Origin of the sequence: Bizionia sp. M204, assembly GCF_023205095.1 — a bacterium.
In the GTDB taxonomy this organism is placed as follows: Bacteria; Bacteroidota; Bacteroidia; order Flavobacteriales; family Flavobacteriaceae; genus Algorimicrobium; species Algorimicrobium hallyeonense.
Window position 1 is genome coordinate 2,452,677 of the sequence record NZ_CP046242.1, and the last position, 17,383, is coordinate 2,470,059.

Below are 17,383 nucleotides of genomic sequence, written 5' to 3' on the forward strand. Positions count from 1 at the left end.
ATTAGATTACCTTTAATATATAGGTATTTTTCTTTCCTTTATTAATAATGATGTATTGATTATTTATTAAATCATCATCTGAAAGCATATAGGTATCAGTAACTTTTTCCTTATTCACAGAAATGGAATTTTCTTTTAGCGCACGCCTAGCTTCACCATTAGAAGCTAAAAAATTAGTGTGCGCTGCTAAAGCACCAATCATATCTAAACCTTTATCAAAATCTGTTCTAGTAATTTCTGCTAAAGGCACACCTTCAAAAACATCTAAAAATGTTTTTTCATCCAGGGTTTTTATATCAGCTTTAAACGATTTGCTAAATAAAATATGAGAGGCCTTTTCCGCATTTTCAAAATCAGCTTTGGAATGTACAAAGGTCGTTACTTCTTCCGCTAAACGCTTTTGAAGCAATCGTAAATGTGGTGATTCTTGATGATCTTTTATTAATTGTTCTATAGTTGCTCTATCTAAAAATGTAAAAATTTTGATATACTTTTCAGCATCTTCATCAGAGGTGTTTAGCCAGAATTGGTAGAATTTATAAACCGATGTTTTATCAGCATCTAACCAAATATTGCCACCTTCGCTTTTACCAAATTTTGAACCGTCTGCTTTAGTAATTAAAGGACAAGTCATGGCAAAGGCTTTGGCTTCTTCTCCAACATGCATACGTCTTACCAATTCGGTTCCGGTTGTAATATTTCCCCACTGATCACTTCCTCCCATTTGAAGTAATACATTATGATTTTTATACAAGTAATAAAAATCGTAGCCCTGAATTAATTGATATGTAAACTCTGTAAATGACATGCCAACGTTGCCATCTTCCCCTGAAAAACGTTTTTTTACAGAGTCTTTGGACATCATGTAATTTACGGTAATACGTTTACCAACATCTCTAGCAAAATCAATGAATGAAAAATCTTTCATCCAATCGTAATTATTCACTAGAACTGGAGCGTTTTTCGCTTTGGAATCGAAATCTAAAAAACGTGACAATACGCCTTTAATTCCCGCAACATTTTTACTTAACGCTTCTTCATCCAAAAGGTTACGCTCATCGCTTTTTCCTGAAGGATCACCAATCATTCCTGTAGCACCACCTACTAAAGCCATGGGCTTATGTCCCGCTTTTTCAAGGTGTACCAATAAAATAATAGGCACTAAACTACCAATATGAAGCGAATCTGAAGTTGGGTCGAAACCTATATAAGCGGTTGTCATTTCTTTAGAAAGTTGCTCTTCCGTTCCGGGCATGATATCATGTACCATTCCACGCCATCTTAAATCTTCAACAAATGCATTTGCCATTTTATATATCAATAAAAATTAAATAAGCGCAAAGATAAAAATCAATACATAAACCATTGCGATTTCTGGATAATTCTTTACTTTGTATGTATGATTTTAGTTACAGGAGGAACTGGTTTAGTCGGTTCGCATTTATTATATCGGTTAATAGCAGATAGCAAGGCTGTAAGAGCCATTTATAGAACCAAAGCAAAACAAGAAATTGTTAAACGTGTTTTTTCCTATTATACACAGGATTATGAATCGCTTTTCAATAAAATTGAATGGATAGAAGCTGATTTATTAGATATTCCACAACTTACAGAGGCCTTCAAGAACATAGAATATGTATACCATTGTGCGGCCATGGTGTCTTTTGCGCCTAATGATTACCACAAGCTTCGAAAAACAAATATTGAAGGAACGACTAATATCGTCAATTTATGCATTAGCCATCATGTAAAAAAATTGTGTTATGTGAGTAGTGTGGCCACTATTGGCGACTCTGAAAACAATAGACATGTGGATGAAGAGACTAATTGGAATCAAGAAAAAGATAACAGTGTTTATGCAATAACTAAATATGGTGCCGAAATTGAAATTTGGCGTGGTACTCAAGAAGGCTTAGATGCGATTATAGTGAATCCTGGTGTAATAATTGGCGCAGGTATTTGGAGTCATGGAAGTGGTGAACTTTTTAATCAGGTTTATGAAGGCCTTCCTTTCTACACCAAAGGTCATATTGCTTGTGTAACCGTCAATGATGTTGTTAACAGTATGGTTATGCTTTTAGAAAGCACTATTAAAAATGAGCGCTATATTTTAGTTGCCGAACATATTCCTTACCAAACATTTTTAGCTACCATAGCCAAAACCCTTAATGTAAAACCACCTCATATTGAAGCAAAATCCTGGATGTTAAGCATAGCTTGGCGATTGGATTGGTTTAAACATAAATTAACTGGAAAGCCTAGAAAACTCGTAAAACCAATGTTAAAATCTACATTAAACAAAACCGTTTATAATAACACTAAAATAAAATCGCAATTAAATTTTCAATTTACCTCAATCAGTGATTATATAGAAAATGTGGCTTCACAATTTTTAAAAGAGCATTAAATTACTCTGTTTTTCTTGGCTTCCTCCTAATAGAGTCTCGCGTTATTTTTTTAGTATTCAATTGCTTAACATCAGATTTTTGGACAATGCTTTCCTCTATAACCTGCCTATATTTTGCTTTCAATTTATTTAAACTGTCTTCAACACTTTTTAAGATAGCTTCATATTCCTTTGTATTGTAAGAATAATATTTATTACTATTTAAAAATTGCAAACTATCTATTTGATGCGTTTTATAAACGTAATCTTCAGGTGAAATACCATTATGCTCTAATGTTCTCTTATTAATCCCTTTAGCTGAAGATAATAAGGATAAATCAACTAAAATGGCAACCATATCTTTTTTAGCAATTAAATTTTCCGGCTTTTTAGGCTTTCCAAACTGGGTGCAATTAACTACAAAAGCGGCTAAAAGAATATATATTACAACTTTTTTCATCTATTAAAAGTTAGGCGTTTGGCTGCTTTTTCCGTACTAAACTTGTTGTGCTCAAAAACCAAACTACCGTTTAAAATGGTGTGTGTTACGCGTGATTTGAAGGTAGCTCCTTCAAAAGGAGACCATTTGCATTTATATAAAATATTTTCTTTTTTTACCGTCCATGGGTTGTTGATATCCACAATAACCATATCTGCAAAATAGCCTTCCTTAATATACCCCCTTTTTTCAACTTGAAAAAGAATAGCCGGATTATGACACATTTTTTCAACAATTTTAGGAACTGTTATTTTTCCCTGATGATGCATTTCCAACATGGCAACCAAAGCGTGTTGCACTAAAGGACCACCTGAAGGTGCTTGCGTATAAACATTGTTTTTTTCATCTAATGTATGCGGTGCATGATCTGTAGCAATAACGTCTATTCGCCCATCCAATAAAGCTTTCCAAAGTCCTTCACGGTCTTTATCCGTTTTTACGGCAGGATTCCACTTAATATGCGTTCCTTTCTTATCGTAATCCGCATCACTAAACCATAAATGATGAATGCATACTTCCGAGGTAATTTTTTTATCCTTTAACGGAATTTTATTAGTAAATAAAGCCGTCTCTTTAGCAGTTGATAAGTGAAAAACATGCAGCCGTGCTCCTGTTTTTTTAGCCAACTCAATGGCTTTGGATGATGAAATATAACAGGCTTCTTCACTCCTAATTACAGGGTGACATTTTAACGGAATATCATCACCATACTTATCCGTATGTGTTTTTAAGTTGGCTTTTATTGTTTCTTCATCTTCACAGTGCACTGAAATAACCATATCTGTGCTTGAAAATATTTTTTCTAAAACTGCAGGATTATCCACCAACATATTTCCTGTTGAGGAACCTAAAAACAATTTTAAACCTGCTACCTCCTTCGGGTTTACCTTAAGAATTTCGTCTAAATTATCATTAGTTCCGCCAAACATAAACGAATAATTAGCATGTGAGGTTTGCGCCGCAATAGCAAATTTTTCGTTGAGTTTTTCAATAGTTGTAGTCTGCGGATTGGTATTTGGCATTTCAATAAACGACGTTATACCTCCAGCAATAGCAGCTTTAGATTCGCTGCCAATATCTCCTTTGTGTGTAAGTCCCGGCTCTCTAAAGTGGACCTGATCATCAATAACTCCAGGTAAAATATAATTTCCTTCGGCATCAATAACCTTAACATTTGAAGATTTTACGCTAATTAAAGGTGCAACCTCCTTAATAATATCATTCTCAATGTAGATATCACCTTCCAAAATAGTACCTTCATTAACTATTTTGCCGTTCTTAATTAACAACGCTGTTGGTAAACTCATATTTATTTTTTTCTAAAAAAACTGTTTATTTTCATACTTATAACGCCTAGAATAGCTTCCGAAATTATGCCTCCACTCATTTTAGATTTCCCTTTGGAACGGTCTGTAAAAATAACGGGGATTTCAATAATTTGAAAGTCTTTTAAATAGGCTTTGAACTTCATTTCAATTTGAAAAGCATAGCCCACAAATTTAATGCTGTTTAAATCTATGGTTTCTAAAACCTGACGTTTATAGCAAACGAAGCCTGCCGTGGTATCGTGTATTTTCATTCGGGTAATTAATCGCACATATTTGGATGCAAAATAAGATAGTAAAATTCTACTCATTGGCCAATTTACAACGTTAACACCTTTTACATACCTAGAGCCCACTGCTAAATCAGCATGCTGAATATGACAAGCATTATACAGGCGAATTAAGTCGTTTGGATTATGAGAAAAATCGGCATCCATTTCAAAAACATAGGCATAATCACGTTCCAAACACCATTTAAATCCAGCAATATATGCGGTTCCAAGTCCCGTTTTTTCTTGACGTTGCAAGAGGTGTAAACGCTCCGGAAATTCTACTTGTAATTCTTTAACTTTTTCAGCTGTTAAATCGGGTGAACTATCATCAACTACCAAAACATGGAATACCTTTTCTTGCGAAAACACGGCCCTAATGATGGCTTCTATATTCTCAATTTCGTTAAAAGTAGGAATGATGACAATTGTGTCTGACATTACACGCTGTTATTTTTAGCAAATGTAAACTATTTAAAAGATACTTTTTTTTAAATATTCCTTAAAATATTAGACACAAGTAGAATAATTTATAATAATTTTACAACATGCTTCGTAATGTTATTTCAAATGACTTGTATACCATTTTAATTGTTATTGGACTTATTCTAATAGCAGTTTGCAAGGTGCTTTTTGCCAAACGCTTTCAGGATTTTATTCTGGTTTTAGGAAACTCCAAATACCTTAAAATTTACGCTAAAGATCAAAAGTTTTTTGATGTTTTTGATGGTCTTCTGTTTTTAAACTTTGTGTTAGCTATATCAATTTTTGGATTTATTAGTTATAATCATTTAACAACGGAATTAGAAATATCTAAATTACTCTTGTTAAAATTAACAGCTATTATTGCCATTCTTATAGTTATGAAAACATTGTTAGAACGGCTTATAGGGAGTGTTTTTGAAATTGACTTTTTAATAGATAATTATTTGTTCCAAAAAATAAGTTATAAGAATTTTTTAGGCATTATTCTTATGCCATTAAATGCCATTATTATCTATGGTGTTTCCGTTTCTAATCCTATTATTTATAGTATTTGGGCAATTATTGTACTCGTATTCGTCATTGGCATCATTACAACAGTTAAGACCTATCAAAATCTTATAAAACAGAACATGTTTTATTTTATTTTGTATCTTTGCGCTCTTGAAATCGCTCCTTACATTATTTTATATCAATTAGCTATAAAAAATTAAGGTTTCAAATTAAAGAAAAAGCCTATGAAAGTGAAAACAATTTTAGTATCTCAACCAGAACCTAAAATAGAAAATTCGCCATATTTTGATCTTCAGGAAAAGCAAAAAGTAAAAATTGACTTTAGACCATTTATACATGTAGAAGGGGTTGATGCCAAGGAGATTAGACAACAAAAGGTTGATTTATCTAAATACACAGCTATAATTTTAACGAGTAGAAACTCTGTAGATCATTTTTTTAGAGTCGCGGATGAAATGCGTTTTAAAGTTCCAGATAGCATGAAATATTTCTGTCAATCTGAAGCTGTTGCTTATTACCTTCAAAAATATGTGGTTTATAGAAAACGTAAAATTTATGTAGGAAAACGTAATTTTGCCGATTTATCACCATTAATAAAAAAATATAAAGGCGAATCCTTTTTACTACCAACAACTGATAAACTAAAACCTGAAGTTCCAGAAACACTAAATGCTTTAAATGTGGAATGGAAAGAAGCTGTTTTTTACAAAACGGTTATTAGTGATTTATCTGATTTAGCAAATGTCTATTACGATATATTAGTGTTTTTTAGTCCTTCGGGAATTGAATCTTTATTTCATAATTTCCCAGACTTTAAACAAAACGAGACGCGTATAGCAGTTTTTGGAAGCACAACTATCAAAGCTGTTGAAGAACATGGTTTGCGTGTTGATATTGCTGCACCAACACCAGAAACACCTTCTATGACTATGGCTTTGGAAAAGTATATAAAGGACGTTAATAAAAAGAAATAGGTTTAAAAATAATCATAAAAAAAAGCCCAATTGAAATAAATCAATTGGGCTTTTTATGTTTTAGAATTCTAGTTTAATTAACCACTAGTTTTTTAGTAACAGTTTTTGTACTTGTCGTTACACGCATTAAATACACACCAGATGAAAGAGATGAAATATTTAATCTATTATTTCCAAATGAAATAGTATTAGTCAATACTAATTTTCCAGTAATATCATAAACGCCTAAACGCGTGTTTCCCTCTAAATTAGAAGAAATAGTTACAACACCTTTAGCCGGATTAGGGAAAATTGAAAACACTGATGTGTTTGCTTTTTCCAAACTCAATGTTGCACAAGCTGGCTCCGTTTCAACAAAAGTACTTCCGGCATCAATAATCCAAGCACCCAAATTAGGTTCCGTTGCATCATCAACAAAAATACAAGTTAAGCTTCCATTAAAATCAGATCTAAACACAGTATTTGCATTATTTCCATTTCTCATGTCAACAGATGTTAAGTCGTTATTTCTTAAATTAACATTTGTTACAGCACTATTTGCCGATAAATCAATTGATGTTAAAGTTGCATTTTGTGCATTAAAAAGCAATAATGCTGGGTTCGTAGACAAATCAATAGTAGATATAATTGTTCCATAAACATTTATATTTTCTAAAGCTGTTAAGCCAGTAACCGTCAAGCTACTCAAGCCCGTACATCCTTCAAAGTTAACATCCGTAACATTAACATTGGCTGTCAAATTAGCAGTTGTTAATCCTGTATTATAGGATAAGTTAAGCGCATCAATGTTTAAAAACGCTTCTAATCCCGTTAAATCTGTAATGCCTTTATTTGGCAAACCTAAAGAACCTGTTGCTGCTAAAGCATCGGCCGTAAGTATACGACCATCCAGAATTGCTTCCGTATCATAGTTAAAATCAATTAACGCTTGTTCAAACGCGGCATCCGGAACACAAGTATAACCTATAGCTGGAATTCCTGGGCATTGCGCAAAAGTTAATGATTGAAATGCAATAAAAATTGCTAATAAATAAGTAGTTTTTTTCATAAAAAATAGGTTTAAATTTGAGTGTAAAACTACAATTTTAAACCTATTCAAACAAGTAAAACAATAATATTAACGCACCAAATTAATTGGTTCGCAGAATGTTACGATCTTACTTTTGGAGCCCCAGCCATAATTTCAGCATTGGCAAACTCCTCAAATTTCTTGAAATTCTCTTTAAATGAATCCGCTAATTTATTAGCTGTTTTATAATATCCTTCGTCATTATTCCATGATTTTCTAGGACTTAATACTTCTGTTGGTACATTCGGGCAAACTTTTGGTTGCTGAACACCAAATACAGAATGCTCATGGTAGTTGTCTTTATTGGCAGCCTCTAAACTTCCATCCATGGCAGCCGTTATCATGGCGCGTGTATATTTTAATTTCATGCGCGATCCAACACCATAAGGTCCACCAGTCCAGCCTGTATTTACCAACCAAACGTTTACACCAGCTTCTTGCATTTTTGCACTTAACATTTCTGCATATTTTGTTGGATGCAATGGCATAAATGGCGCTCCAAAACACGCAGAAAAACTTGGTAGCGGTTCGTCAATACCTGCTTCTGTTCCCGCAACTTTAGCCGTATATCCAGAAATAAAATGGTAGGCGGCTTGACCTGGTGTTAATTTAGAAATTGGAGGTAAAACACCAAAGGCATCTGCCGTTAAAAAGAAAATATTTTTAGGATTTTCACCAATAGACGGCACTTGAATATTATCAATATGGTCAATTGGATAACTTACTCGTGTGTTTTGCGTAATCGATATATCCTCAAAATCTACATGACCATCTTTGTCCATGATTACGTTTTCAAGTATGGCTCCTGGCTTAATAGCATTAAAAATATCAGGTTCATTTTCAGCTGAAAGATTAATTACTTTAGCATAACAACCACCCTCAAAATTAAAAACGGTGTTTTCTTTTGTCCAACCATGTTCATCATCACCTATTAATCTACGATTAGGATCGGCAGAAAGTGTTGTTTTTCCTGTCCCTGATAATCCGAAGAATATAGCTGTATCGCCATCTTTACCAACATTAGCACTACAGTGCATTGGCAACGTATTTTTAAATACGGGTAAAATAAAGTTTAAAGCAGAGAAAATTCCTTTTTTAATTTCACCTGTATAGCCGGTCCCACCAATTAAAGCAATTTTTCGAGTAAAATCTAAAATTGCAAAATTATGTTGGCGTGTTCCATCTTCAGCTGGAACTGACATAAATCCTGGTGCATTAACAATAGTCCATTCTGGCTTAAAGTTTTCAAGTTCCGACGGTTCTGGTCTTAAAAACATATTTTGGGCAAACATATTGCTCCAAGGGAATTCAGTAATAACACGAATATTTAATCGGTATTTTTCATCTGCACAAGCATAGCTATCTCTTACAAATACTTCTTTTCCTGATAAGTAATCGGTTACTTTATTATATAGTTTTTCGAAAGCATCCGATTCGAAAGGGATATTAATATTTCCCCACCAAACGCGATCTTCGGTAATTGCATCTTTAACAATAAAGCGATCTTTAGGAGAACGTCCTGTAAATTCACCAGTATTAACTGCTAAAGCACCAGAAGACGCTTCAACGCCTTGACCTTTTTCAATTGTAAGTTTGTGTAGTTGTTCGGAAGATAATTGATATTGAACTTTAGCATTTTTAATTCCATATTTTTCTAATGAAATTGTATTGGATGCTTGAGTATGATCTATCATAATAGTATGTGTTGTTTATTCTACAAAATTAAACATTATTTTATTCTATGCACTTAATTTTTAGAAATATCAGTCCTATTTTTTAAAAACTTTATTAACAATAAGAGCCACGAAATAATTAGTAATAATCCGCCAATTGGTGTAATAAATCCAATAGTCTTAAAATTAAAAGCGGTTAAACTATTAGTTGCTAAGCCATATATGGAGCCCGAAAACAATAACACGCCAATTAAGACTAAATAAAAGATAATTTGTTTAGTTTTAGCATTAACAGCAGATGACACTCCTAAAAAAAGTAAAAACAAGGCATGATACATTTGATAACGCACACCTGTTTCAAATGTTGCAATTTGTTCCGGTAAAATTAACCCCTTGAGTCCATGTGCTCCAAATGCACCCAAAATTACGGCTACTAGCCCTAAAAACGCACCTAAACTTAATATCTTACTGTTCATATTATTTTGTGAATTGAGTTTTTATAACAATTACTATTTCTTACTTTCGTGACAACAAAAATACTCAACATATTTCATTATGCGAAAGATATTACTCATTGGTGCTGGAAAATCCGCATCTTACCTTATAAAATACTTACTTGAAAAATCTGATGAAGAAAATCTATTAATTATTGTTGGCGATGTGAATTTCACAAACGCCAAAAAATTAATCAACAATCACGAAAATGCCCAAGCAATCATGCTGGACGTTTTTGATAAAGAATCGCGCCAAAACGCTGTTCAAAATTGTGACATTGTTATTTCCATGCTTCCCGCTCGCTTCCATATTGAAGTAGCTCGCGACTGTATTACCTTCAATAAAAATATGGTAACAGCCTCTTACATTAGTGATGAAATGCAAAACCTTGACAAAGCAGCACGCGATAAAGGTTTAATTTTTATGAATGAAATAGGTGTCGACCCAGGTATTGATCATATGAGTGCCATGCATGTTATTGACAGAATTCGTGATGCTGGTGGTAAAATGATTCTTTTTGAATCCTTCACTGGTGGTTTAGTAGCGCCCGAAAGCGACAATAATTTATGGAATTACAAATTTACTTGGAATCCAAGGAACGTAGTAGTCGCCGGCCAAGGTGGTGCTGCCAAATTTTTACAAGAAGGGACGTACAAGTACATTCCGTATAACCGATTATTTAGAAGAACAGAGTTTTTAGACGTTGAAGGATATGGCCGTTTTGAAGGTTATGCCAATCGCGATTCCTTAAAGTATCAATCTGTTTACGGCTTGAGTAACGTTAAAACGCTATATAGAGGAACCATGCGTCGTGTGGGCTTTAGCCGCGCTTGGAACATGTTTGTTCAATTAGGAATGACTGATGATAGCTATACGATTGATGATAGTGAAAATATGAGCTATCGCGATTTTGTAAATGCATTTTTACCGTATAGCCCAACGGATTCTGTTGAATTAAAATTCCGTCATGCCTTAAAGATTGACCAGGATGATATTGTTTGGGATAAGCTATTAGAACTGGATATTTTAAATGGTAATAAACGTGTTGAATTGAAAAAAGCAACCCCTGCTCAAATTCTTCAAAAAATCCTTATGGATAGTTGGACATTAGAAGAAGATGATAAGGACATGATTGTTATGTACCATAAATTTGGTTATGAATTGGATGGCAAACGGCATCAGATAGATTCGACCATGGTAACTATTGGTGAGGATCAAACGTACACAGCTATGGCTAAAACCGTTGGACTTCCTGTTGCTATTGCAACGCTAGCTATTTTAAACGAAACCATAACCACGCCTGGTGTGCAAATGCCTATTACCAAAGAAGTTTATGGGCCAATTTTACAAGAGTTGGAAACCTATGGTATTGCATTTACAGAAACTGAAGTGCCATATTTAGGATATAATCCGCTAAATTTATAAGGGTTTTTGCGCTTATAACTTACTAGTTCATGAAAATAAACAATAAGGAAATAACTATTGATGGTATTGATAAAACCATCTTGCGTGCTTTAATGAGCGATGCTAGAACACCAGTTTTGGAAATTGCACGTGAGGTAGGTATTTCTGGAGCAGCAATACATCAACGGCTTCGGAAACTTGAAAAATCAGGAATTATTTCGGGCTCTAAATTTGTCATAAATCCTAAAGTATTAGGTTATACAACCATGGCTTTTATAGGTATTTACTTGGATAAAGCCATGAGTAATCCGGAAGCTGTTAAGCAGTTGCAAAAAATTCCTGAAGTATTGGAATGTCATTATACCACAGGAAACTGGAGTATTTTCATTAAAATACTCTGTAAGGATAATGAGCATTTAATGCATTTACTGAATAAGGATATTCAATCCATTTCAGGTGTTTCTAGAACAGAAACCTTTATTTCCTTGAATCAGCAAATAGACAGACAAATTAAAATATAAAAAAAGCTCCTGAATATTCAGGAGCTTTTTTTTTAATTGATTTTATATACTAATCTCTTGACATAAAAATACTCAAAACGTACCAAAATAATAACATTAATGAAGCAAATAATCCTAATGCTGCTGGAATATAATCGTCAGTTGTGTATTTGTTTACCATATTAGACGTTTGGTATAAAATAGAGCCGCCTGCTAATAAACACATTGCTACCGAGAACCACAAGCCAAGTGTAAATCCGAATAAGGTTCCTGCTAGAATTAATCCAATAGCAATAAAAAAGCCAATAGTTAAACCGGTTTTAATAAATGAAAAATCTTTTTTCGTTACTAACACAACAGCAGATAAACCAGTGAATAAGCCTAATGTTACAATCGCGGCTTGATTTAGCATTTCTGTTCCGGAATCCATATAAAACATGGCAACATAAATTAATGGCACAAAAATGAAAGCTTCAGCCAATATATAAAGTGCAAATGCTAAATACTGTGTGTTTTTATCGGTGGTTTTCATAGTCATTCGCTCGGCATAATTTGTAACAAACATAAAACCACCTAACATGATGAGCCATTTATAGCCATCCAACATGGATAACATGAATTCTACAATCGTTTCACTTTGTAACAATAAATATTCAAATAGGATAAAGACTAAAACACCTCCTGCCACATGAGCATAGGTTTTTTTATAAAAGGCCACCCGATCTATATCTGATACCTGTGCTAATACATGTTGTTCTTGAACTTGGTTTTCCATAATTAAATTTGGTTCTAATTTGAGTTTGAAAAATAACTAAAAAAAGTCAGACGCAAAACATCTGACTTTTAAATTCGTTAAAGCGTTTATTTTTAATCGCGACCACCAAACACTTGAATTGCCCAATACGCCAATGAGGCTAAAGCTCCTATAGCAGCAACTAAATAGGTTCTAGCCGCCCATTTTAAAGCATCTTCAGCGGCAGCATGTTCGTCACGCGTAACCATGTGTTTATTTTCTAACCAAGCCAATGCACGATTACTTGCATCATACTCTACAGGCAACGTAATAAAACTAAATACAGTTGCTAATCCCATCATAATAACACCTGCAACAGCTACATACCATCCAAGACCAACACCTGCGGCTCCACCTAAAACTAAACCACCAATAATTAACCACTGAGACATACCAGATGACACACTAACTACAGGCACCAATTTGGATCGCATAGTTAACCATTCATAGGCTTGTGCATGCTGAACTGCGTGACCACATTCGTGCGCAGCAACTGCAGCTGCAGCAGCATTTCGTTGATTGTAAACCGACTCACTTAAATTAACTGTTTTATTTTTTGGGTTGTAATGATCGGTTAACTGACCTGGTGTTGATATAACAGCAACATCCGTAATACCATTATCCAATAGCATTTTTTCTGCTATTTCTTTGCCGCTCATGCCATTTTGTAAGTGCACTTGCGAATACTTTTTAAATTTCCTTTTTAACTGACTACTAACGGCCCAACTTACTAAAGCTATGGCTCCAATTAATATATAATATCCAATCATTTGTTTTCTTTTTTTGAACTGTAAATTTACAAGATATATAGCAAATAATGCGCCAAATATTTGTTAAGTAATTTTGTCAGTTCAGCTTCGCTATCATTCAAAAAAAAAGAGTTTCACATTTTGTGAAACTCTTTTTTTTATTAATTAAAATTACTATTCTTCGAATAGAGAGATTCCTGTCTACGCAGGAATTAACCAACGATGTTTACAATCTTGCCAGGAACAACAATCACCTTTTTAGGTGTGCGTCCTTCTAATTGTGCTTGTGTTTTTTCATGTGCCATTACAGCTTTTTCAATATCTTCTTTACTCATATCCATAGGTAACTCTAGTGTAAATCGCATTTTACCATTAAAAGAAATTGGATAATTTTTAGAACTTTCTACTAAATGCTTTTCATCAAATTTTGGAAAAGCGACTGTAGAAATAGATTTTTCATGACCTAATTGGCTCCATAATTCTTCTGAAATATGTGGTGCATAAGGCGACATCAACACAATAAGCGGCTCCAAGATATCACGACTCGTACATTTTTGAACTGTCAGTTCGTTAACGGCAATCATAAATGTTGAAACAGAGGTATTGAATGAAAAACTCTCAATATCTTCCTCTACCTTTTTAATCGTTTTGTGCAAGGTTTTCAGGTTGTCTTTGGTAGGTTCTGATTCTGTAACTTTAATTCCGTTATCGTCTACATACAACTTCCATAATTTTTTAAGAAAACTATGAACTCCTGTAATTCCTGCAGTGTTCCATGGTTTGTATTGCTCTAAAGGTCCCAAAAACATTTCATAGAGACGTAAACTGTCGGCGCCATAATCTTCACAAATACTATCTGGATTAACAACATTGTATTTGGATTTAGACATCTTTTCTACTTCACGACCTACTTTATAAACATCATTGTCAGCTTTAATTATTTCACCGTTTTCGCCAATAAAAACTGCATCTTTATAATCGTCGCCAAATTCGCCATCCTGCTTTAATCCTTCAATATCTAATTCATCGGAAGCATTTATATATTCCACTTTTACGTGAATTGGCATTGGCACAACTATAAGGTTTTCTAAAGTATCTGCATTCGGTAAACCGGCAATTTTAGCAAGGGTATTTTTGAGTTTTTTCAAGGCTTCTTTATCCAATGCCAAATCACCTTTGCTGATAAACTCTGAATGCGAAATATAAATATTTTGTAATTTCTTCAAAAGTTTTGCTCCTACAGCTTCTTCAGATCTAGGGTCTGCAAACATAAAACTCAATCGGTAAACAAAAGCACTTGTTCCCAAAATCATCCCTTGGTTAATCAGCTTTTTGAATGGCTCTTCTACATTTACAAAACCACGATCTTTCATAAACTTCACCCAAAAACGTGCGTATAATAAATGACCTGTAGCATGTTCGCTTCCGCCAATATACAAATCCACATTCTCCCAATAGTTGAGGGCTTCTTCACTAGCAAAATCCATGTCGTTTTGAGCATCCATGTATCGAAAGAAATACCACGAACTTCCTGCCCAGCCTGGCATGGTGTTCAGTTCTAACGGGAACACCGTTTTATTATCTATCAACGCATTGCTAACAACGGTAAAATTTTTAGAATCCCAAGCCCAAACATCCGCACGACCTAAAGGTGGCTCTCCTGTTTCGGTTGGTAAATACTTTTCTACTTCAGGCAAACGGATTGGTAAATGCTCTTTATCAATCATTTGTGGCATGCCATTTACGTAATACACTGGAAATGGCTCACCCCAATAGCGTTGTCTTGAAAACACGGCATCACGCAATCTATAATTGGTTTTACCTTCACCTTGCTCTATTTTTTCTAATTCAAAAATAGCACGTTTCATGGCTTTTTTATACGGTAAGCCGTTTAAGAAATCAGAGTTAGCAATGACCGTTTTATCTTTGTCGGCAAAGGCTTCTTCAGAAATATCGACACCTTCAAAAATATTTGGGATTGGAATATTAAAATGCTTTGCAAAAGCGTAATCACGCTGATCACCGCATGGCACAGACATTACAGCACCGGTTCCGTAGCCAGCTAATACATAATCGCCAATCCAAATTGGAATCGGTTCTTTACTAAAAGGATGTTCTGCAAACGCTCCCGTAAAAACACCTGAAATAGTTTTTACATCCGCCATTCGGTCGCGTTCACTACGTTTGGCTGTTTTTTCAATATAAGCTTCAACCTCTGATTTTTGTGCATTGGTTGTTATTTGTGAAACCAATTCGTGTTCTGGCGCTAAAGTCATGAATGATACGCCGAAAATAGTGTCTGGTCTGGTGGTAAAGACTTCTATCACCTTATCGTGATCTTTCACTTGAAAAGAAACAGAGGCGCCAATAGATTTTCCAATCCAATTGCGTTGGCTTTCTTTTAATGAATCTGTCCAATCAACCGTATCTAGTCCTTGTAATAAACGTTCCGCATAGGCCGAAATACGCATAGACCACTGTGTCATTTTTTTACGAATAACCGTATGGCCTCCACGTTCTGAAACGCCATTGACAATTTCATCATTCGCTAAAACAGTTCCTAAAGCGGGACACCAATTCACTTCGGTTTCCGCCAAATAGGTTAATCGGTATTGTAATAATATTTCTTGTTGTTTTTCATGCGAAAAGCCGTTCCACTCTTCAGCAGAAAAAATCAGAACATGATCGTCGCAAACGGCTTCTACAGATTTGTTTCCTTCCGAAGCGAAAACTTCAACTAAATCTGCAATGGGGTACGCTTTACTCGCATGCTTGCAATACCACGAATTGAATAATTGAATAAAAATCCATTGCGTCCATTTATAATAATTGGGATCAGACGTTCTAACCTCGCGACTCCAATCAAATGAAAACCCAATTTGGTCTAACTGACGTCTGTATGTTTTAATGTTTTCTTCGGTTGTAACCGCTGGATGCTGACCTGTTTGAATGGCATATTGCTCGGCTGGTAAACCAAAACTATCATAGCCTTGTGGATGCAATACATTAAAGCCTTTATGTCTTTTAAATCGTGCATAAATATCAGAAGCAATATACCCTAATGGATGACCAACATGCAAACCTGCTCCGCTTGGATATGGAAACATATCCAAAACATAGTATTTTGGTTTATCAGATTGATTATCGGCTTTAAACGTTTGGTTTTCTGCCCAATATTTTTGCCATTTGGCTTCTATGTCGTTGAAATTGTATTGCATCTGTCTATTTTATGCTTATAAAGGCGCAAATTTAAACTTATTATAACAATGTTGAAAGTTTAAACGTTGTAATCCTTAAGGAATTGGATTTCTTTTATATTTTTACAGCATTAACGCATCGTATTTATGAGTTCATCTTTTGAGAAGTATCAAAAACGCCGATTAATATCCTCGTATTTTTCTGTAGTATTGAGTATAGGCTTGGTTTTATTCCTATTAGGCTTGTTGGGTATGCTGGTTTTAAATGCCAAAAAAGTATCTGATCATTTTAAGGAACAGGTAGTAGTTACCATTTATTTAAAAGATTCTGCTAAAGAAGTTGAAACTAAACAGCTAGAAAAAAGCTTAGCGATGTCTGATTATGTAAAATCGACCGAATTTGTTTCAAAAGAACAAGCTGCCGAATCTATGAAAGCCGAAAACGGTGAAGACTTCATGGCTTTTTTAGGTTATAATCCACTTCAGAACTCCATTGATGTTTATGTAAAAGCCGATTTTGTTACAGCGGAACAATTAGATGGCATTGCGCAAGAAGCGCTTACCAAAAGCTTTGTGGACGAAGTTCGTTATGATAATGACTTGGTGAATTTGATGAATGATAATGTGAAAAAAATAAGTTTTTGGATTTTAGTTATCAGTGGTTTATTTACCATTATTGCAGTTTTACTGATTAATAGCTCCATTCGTTTATCGGTTTATTCCAAACGCTTTACTATTAAAACCATGCAAATGGTTGGTGCTACCAAGCAATTTATTAGACGTCCATTTGTGTGGAAAAGCGTACGTTTAGGTGTAATTGGAGCCGTTTTGGCCATGATTGGAATGGCTGTGGTTTTATATTATATTAATCAAACCTTTCCGGAATTAGAACTTTTAAATAACCATATTTTATTAGGACTTTTATTTGCTGGTATTTTTGTGTTAGGTATTATTATTACTTGGATTAGCACGTTTATAGCTACGCAACGTTTCTTGAATTTAAAAACAGATCAGCTGTATTATTAAGGATTAGCTAGGATGTATTAATTTTAGA

The 17,383-nt window shown here is 34.3% G+C and carries 16 protein-coding genes; 6 read left to right on the plus strand and 10 right to left on the minus strand.

The window, feature by feature from the left end:
• Window position 1 precedes the first annotated feature (1 nt).
• Window positions 2–1,309 (minus strand): tyrosine--tRNA ligase, encoded by a 1,308-nt coding sequence (tyrS, locus tag GMA17_RS11415; protein WP_248396260.1) that lies wholly within the window; start codon window positions 1,307–1,309, stop codon window positions 2–4.
• A 90-nt stretch (window positions 1,310–1,399) separates the two neighbouring features.
• Between tyrS and GMA17_RS11420 the strand changes: the two genes are divergently transcribed.
• Entirely contained in the window at window positions 1,400–2,407 is a 1,008-nt protein-coding gene (locus tag GMA17_RS11420; RefSeq protein ID WP_248396263.1) for an NAD-dependent epimerase/dehydratase family protein, read from the plus strand.
• A gap of 1 nt (window position 2,408) precedes the next feature.
• Here the strand turns inward: GMA17_RS11420 and GMA17_RS11425 are convergent, their stop codons facing one another.
• The 3 genes from GMA17_RS11425 to GMA17_RS11435 are packed head-to-tail and all read right to left on the minus strand — an operon-like array spanning window position 2,409 to window position 4,920.
• A complete protein-coding gene (locus tag GMA17_RS11425; RefSeq protein WP_248396265.1) occupies window positions 2,409–2,846 on the minus strand; it encodes a DUF4296 domain-containing protein in 438 nt (145 codons plus the stop codon).
• Window positions 2,843–4,192, minus strand: a complete 1,350-nt coding sequence (locus GMA17_RS11430; protein WP_248396267.1) for a dihydroorotase — start codon at window positions 4,190–4,192, stop codon at window positions 2,843–2,845. Before GMA17_RS11430 ends, GMA17_RS11425 begins: the two co-directional genes overlap by 4 nt.
• A gap of 2 nt (window positions 4,193–4,194) precedes the next feature.
• Window positions 4,195–4,920: a polyprenol monophosphomannose synthase gene (locus tag GMA17_RS11435; RefSeq protein WP_248396269.1), complete on the minus strand. Its 726-nt coding sequence runs from the start codon at window positions 4,918–4,920 to the stop codon at window positions 4,195–4,197.
• A gap of 107 nt (window positions 4,921–5,027) precedes the next feature.
• Between GMA17_RS11435 and GMA17_RS11440 the strand changes: the two genes are divergently transcribed.
• Together GMA17_RS11440 and GMA17_RS11445 are read left to right on the plus strand one after the other, a co-directional pair.
• Entirely contained in the window at window positions 5,028–5,675 is a 648-nt protein-coding gene (locus GMA17_RS11440) for a DUF4271 domain-containing protein (RefSeq protein ID WP_248396272.1), read from the plus strand.
• A 24-nt stretch (window positions 5,676–5,699) separates the two neighbouring features.
• Entirely contained in the window at window positions 5,700–6,449 is a 750-nt protein-coding gene (locus GMA17_RS11445) for a uroporphyrinogen-III synthase (protein ID WP_248396274.1), read from the plus strand.
• 73 nt (window positions 6,450–6,522) lie between these two features.
• Here the strand turns inward: GMA17_RS11445 and GMA17_RS11450 are convergent, their stop codons facing one another.
• The 3 genes from GMA17_RS11450 to GMA17_RS11460 all read right to left on the minus strand — a co-directional run bounded on the left by GMA17_RS11450 (window position 6,523) and on the right by GMA17_RS11460 (window position 9,667).
• Window positions 6,523–7,497: a T9SS type A sorting domain-containing protein gene (locus tag GMA17_RS11450; RefSeq protein WP_248396276.1), complete on the minus strand. Its 975-nt coding sequence runs from the start codon at window positions 7,495–7,497 to the stop codon at window positions 6,523–6,525.
• A 101-nt stretch (window positions 7,498–7,598) separates the two neighbouring features.
• The gene (gene pckA / locus GMA17_RS11455) at window positions 7,599–9,212 is read right to left on the minus strand and encodes a phosphoenolpyruvate carboxykinase (ATP) (protein ID WP_248396279.1); all 1,614 of its coding nucleotides are present in this window, start codon (window positions 9,210–9,212) and stop codon (window positions 7,599–7,601) included.
• Between the two features lie 53 nt (window positions 9,213–9,265).
• Window positions 9,266–9,667 carry a DUF423 domain-containing protein gene (locus GMA17_RS11460; protein WP_248396281.1) on the minus strand — a complete coding sequence of 134 codons (402 nt, stop codon included), beginning with the start codon at window positions 9,665–9,667 and terminating at the stop codon, window positions 9,266–9,268.
• Between the two features lie 79 nt (window positions 9,668–9,746).
• Between GMA17_RS11460 and GMA17_RS11465 the strand changes: the two genes are divergently transcribed.
• Window positions 9,747–11,111, plus strand: a complete 1,365-nt coding sequence (locus GMA17_RS11465; protein WP_248396283.1) for a saccharopine dehydrogenase family protein — start codon at window positions 9,747–9,749, stop codon at window positions 11,109–11,111.
• A 29-nt stretch (window positions 11,112–11,140) separates the two neighbouring features.
• Window positions 11,141–11,611, plus strand: coding sequence for an Lrp/AsnC family transcriptional regulator (locus GMA17_RS11470; protein WP_066250811.1), 471 nt, complete (start codon window positions 11,141–11,143; stop codon window positions 11,609–11,611).
• A 49-nt stretch (window positions 11,612–11,660) separates the two neighbouring features.
• On the opposite strand, the gene GMA17_RS11475 is transcribed toward GMA17_RS11470, so the two are convergent.
• The 3 genes from GMA17_RS11475 to GMA17_RS11485 all read right to left on the minus strand — a co-directional run bounded on the left by GMA17_RS11475 (window position 11,661) and on the right by GMA17_RS11485 (window position 16,350).
• Window positions 11,661–12,365, minus strand: a complete 705-nt coding sequence (locus GMA17_RS11475) for a Bax inhibitor-1 family protein (RefSeq protein ID WP_248396285.1) — start codon at window positions 12,363–12,365, stop codon at window positions 11,661–11,663.
• 92 nt (window positions 12,366–12,457) lie between these two features.
• On the minus strand, window positions 12,458–13,153 hold the full coding sequence (locus tag GMA17_RS11480; protein WP_248396287.1) for a zinc metallopeptidase: 696 nt from the start codon (window positions 13,151–13,153) through the stop codon (window positions 12,458–12,460).
• A gap of 191 nt (window positions 13,154–13,344) precedes the next feature.
• Complete coding sequence (locus tag GMA17_RS11485) at window positions 13,345–16,350, minus strand: leucine--tRNA ligase (RefSeq protein ID WP_248396289.1); 3,006 nt, start codon at window positions 16,348–16,350, stop codon at window positions 13,345–13,347.
• A gap of 126 nt (window positions 16,351–16,476) precedes the next feature.
• Between GMA17_RS11485 and GMA17_RS11490 the strand changes: the two genes are divergently transcribed.
• On the plus strand, window positions 16,477–17,355 hold the full coding sequence (locus tag GMA17_RS11490) for an ABC transporter permease (RefSeq protein WP_248396292.1): 879 nt from the start codon (window positions 16,477–16,479) through the stop codon (window positions 17,353–17,355).
• Window positions 17,356–17,383: the final 28 nt, after the last annotated feature.

Excerpts from the sequence above, each read along its gene's own strand:
- tyrS (WP_248396260.1), bottom strand. The coding sequence starts at position 1,309 with ATGGCAAATGCATTTGTTGAAGATTTAAGATGGCGTGGAATGGTACAT.
- GMA17_RS11420 (WP_248396263.1), top strand. The coding sequence starts at position 1,400 with ATGATTTTAGTTACAGGAGGAACTGGTTTAGTCGGTTCGCATTTATTA.
- GMA17_RS11425 (WP_248396265.1), bottom strand. The coding sequence starts at position 2,846 with ATGAAAAAAGTTGTAATATATATTCTTTTAGCCGCTTTTGTAGTTAAT.
- GMA17_RS11430 (WP_248396267.1), bottom strand. The coding sequence starts at position 4,192 with ATGAGTTTACCAACAGCGTTGTTAATTAAGAACGGCAAAATAGTTAAT.
- GMA17_RS11435 (WP_248396269.1), bottom strand. The coding sequence starts at position 4,920 with ATGTCAGACACAATTGTCATCATTCCTACTTTTAACGAAATTGAGAAT.
- GMA17_RS11440 (WP_248396272.1), top strand. The coding sequence starts at position 5,028 with ATGCTTCGTAATGTTATTTCAAATGACTTGTATACCATTTTAATTGTT.
- GMA17_RS11445 (WP_248396274.1), top strand. The coding sequence starts at position 5,700 with ATGAAAGTGAAAACAATTTTAGTATCTCAACCAGAACCTAAAATAGAA.
- GMA17_RS11450 (WP_248396276.1), bottom strand. The coding sequence starts at position 7,497 with ATGAAAAAAACTACTTATTTATTAGCAATTTTTATTGCATTTCAATCA.
- pckA (WP_248396279.1), bottom strand. The coding sequence starts at position 9,212 with ATGATAGATCATACTCAAGCATCCAATACAATTTCATTAGAAAAATAT.
- GMA17_RS11460 (WP_248396281.1), bottom strand. The coding sequence starts at position 9,667 with ATGAACAGTAAGATATTAAGTTTAGGTGCGTTTTTAGGGCTAGTAGCC.
- GMA17_RS11465 (WP_248396283.1), top strand. The coding sequence starts at position 9,747 with ATGCGAAAGATATTACTCATTGGTGCTGGAAAATCCGCATCTTACCTT.
- GMA17_RS11470 (WP_066250811.1), top strand. The coding sequence starts at position 11,141 with ATGAAAATAAACAATAAGGAAATAACTATTGATGGTATTGATAAAACC.
- GMA17_RS11475 (WP_248396285.1), bottom strand. The coding sequence starts at position 12,365 with ATGGAAAACCAAGTTCAAGAACAACATGTATTAGCACAGGTATCAGAT.
- GMA17_RS11480 (WP_248396287.1), bottom strand. The coding sequence starts at position 13,153 with ATGATTGGATATTATATATTAATTGGAGCCATAGCTTTAGTAAGTTGG.
- GMA17_RS11485 (WP_248396289.1), bottom strand. The coding sequence starts at position 16,350 with ATGCAATACAATTTCAACGACATAGAAGCCAAATGGCAAAAATATTGG.
- GMA17_RS11490 (WP_248396292.1), top strand. The coding sequence starts at position 16,477 with ATGAGTTCATCTTTTGAGAAGTATCAAAAACGCCGATTAATATCCTCG.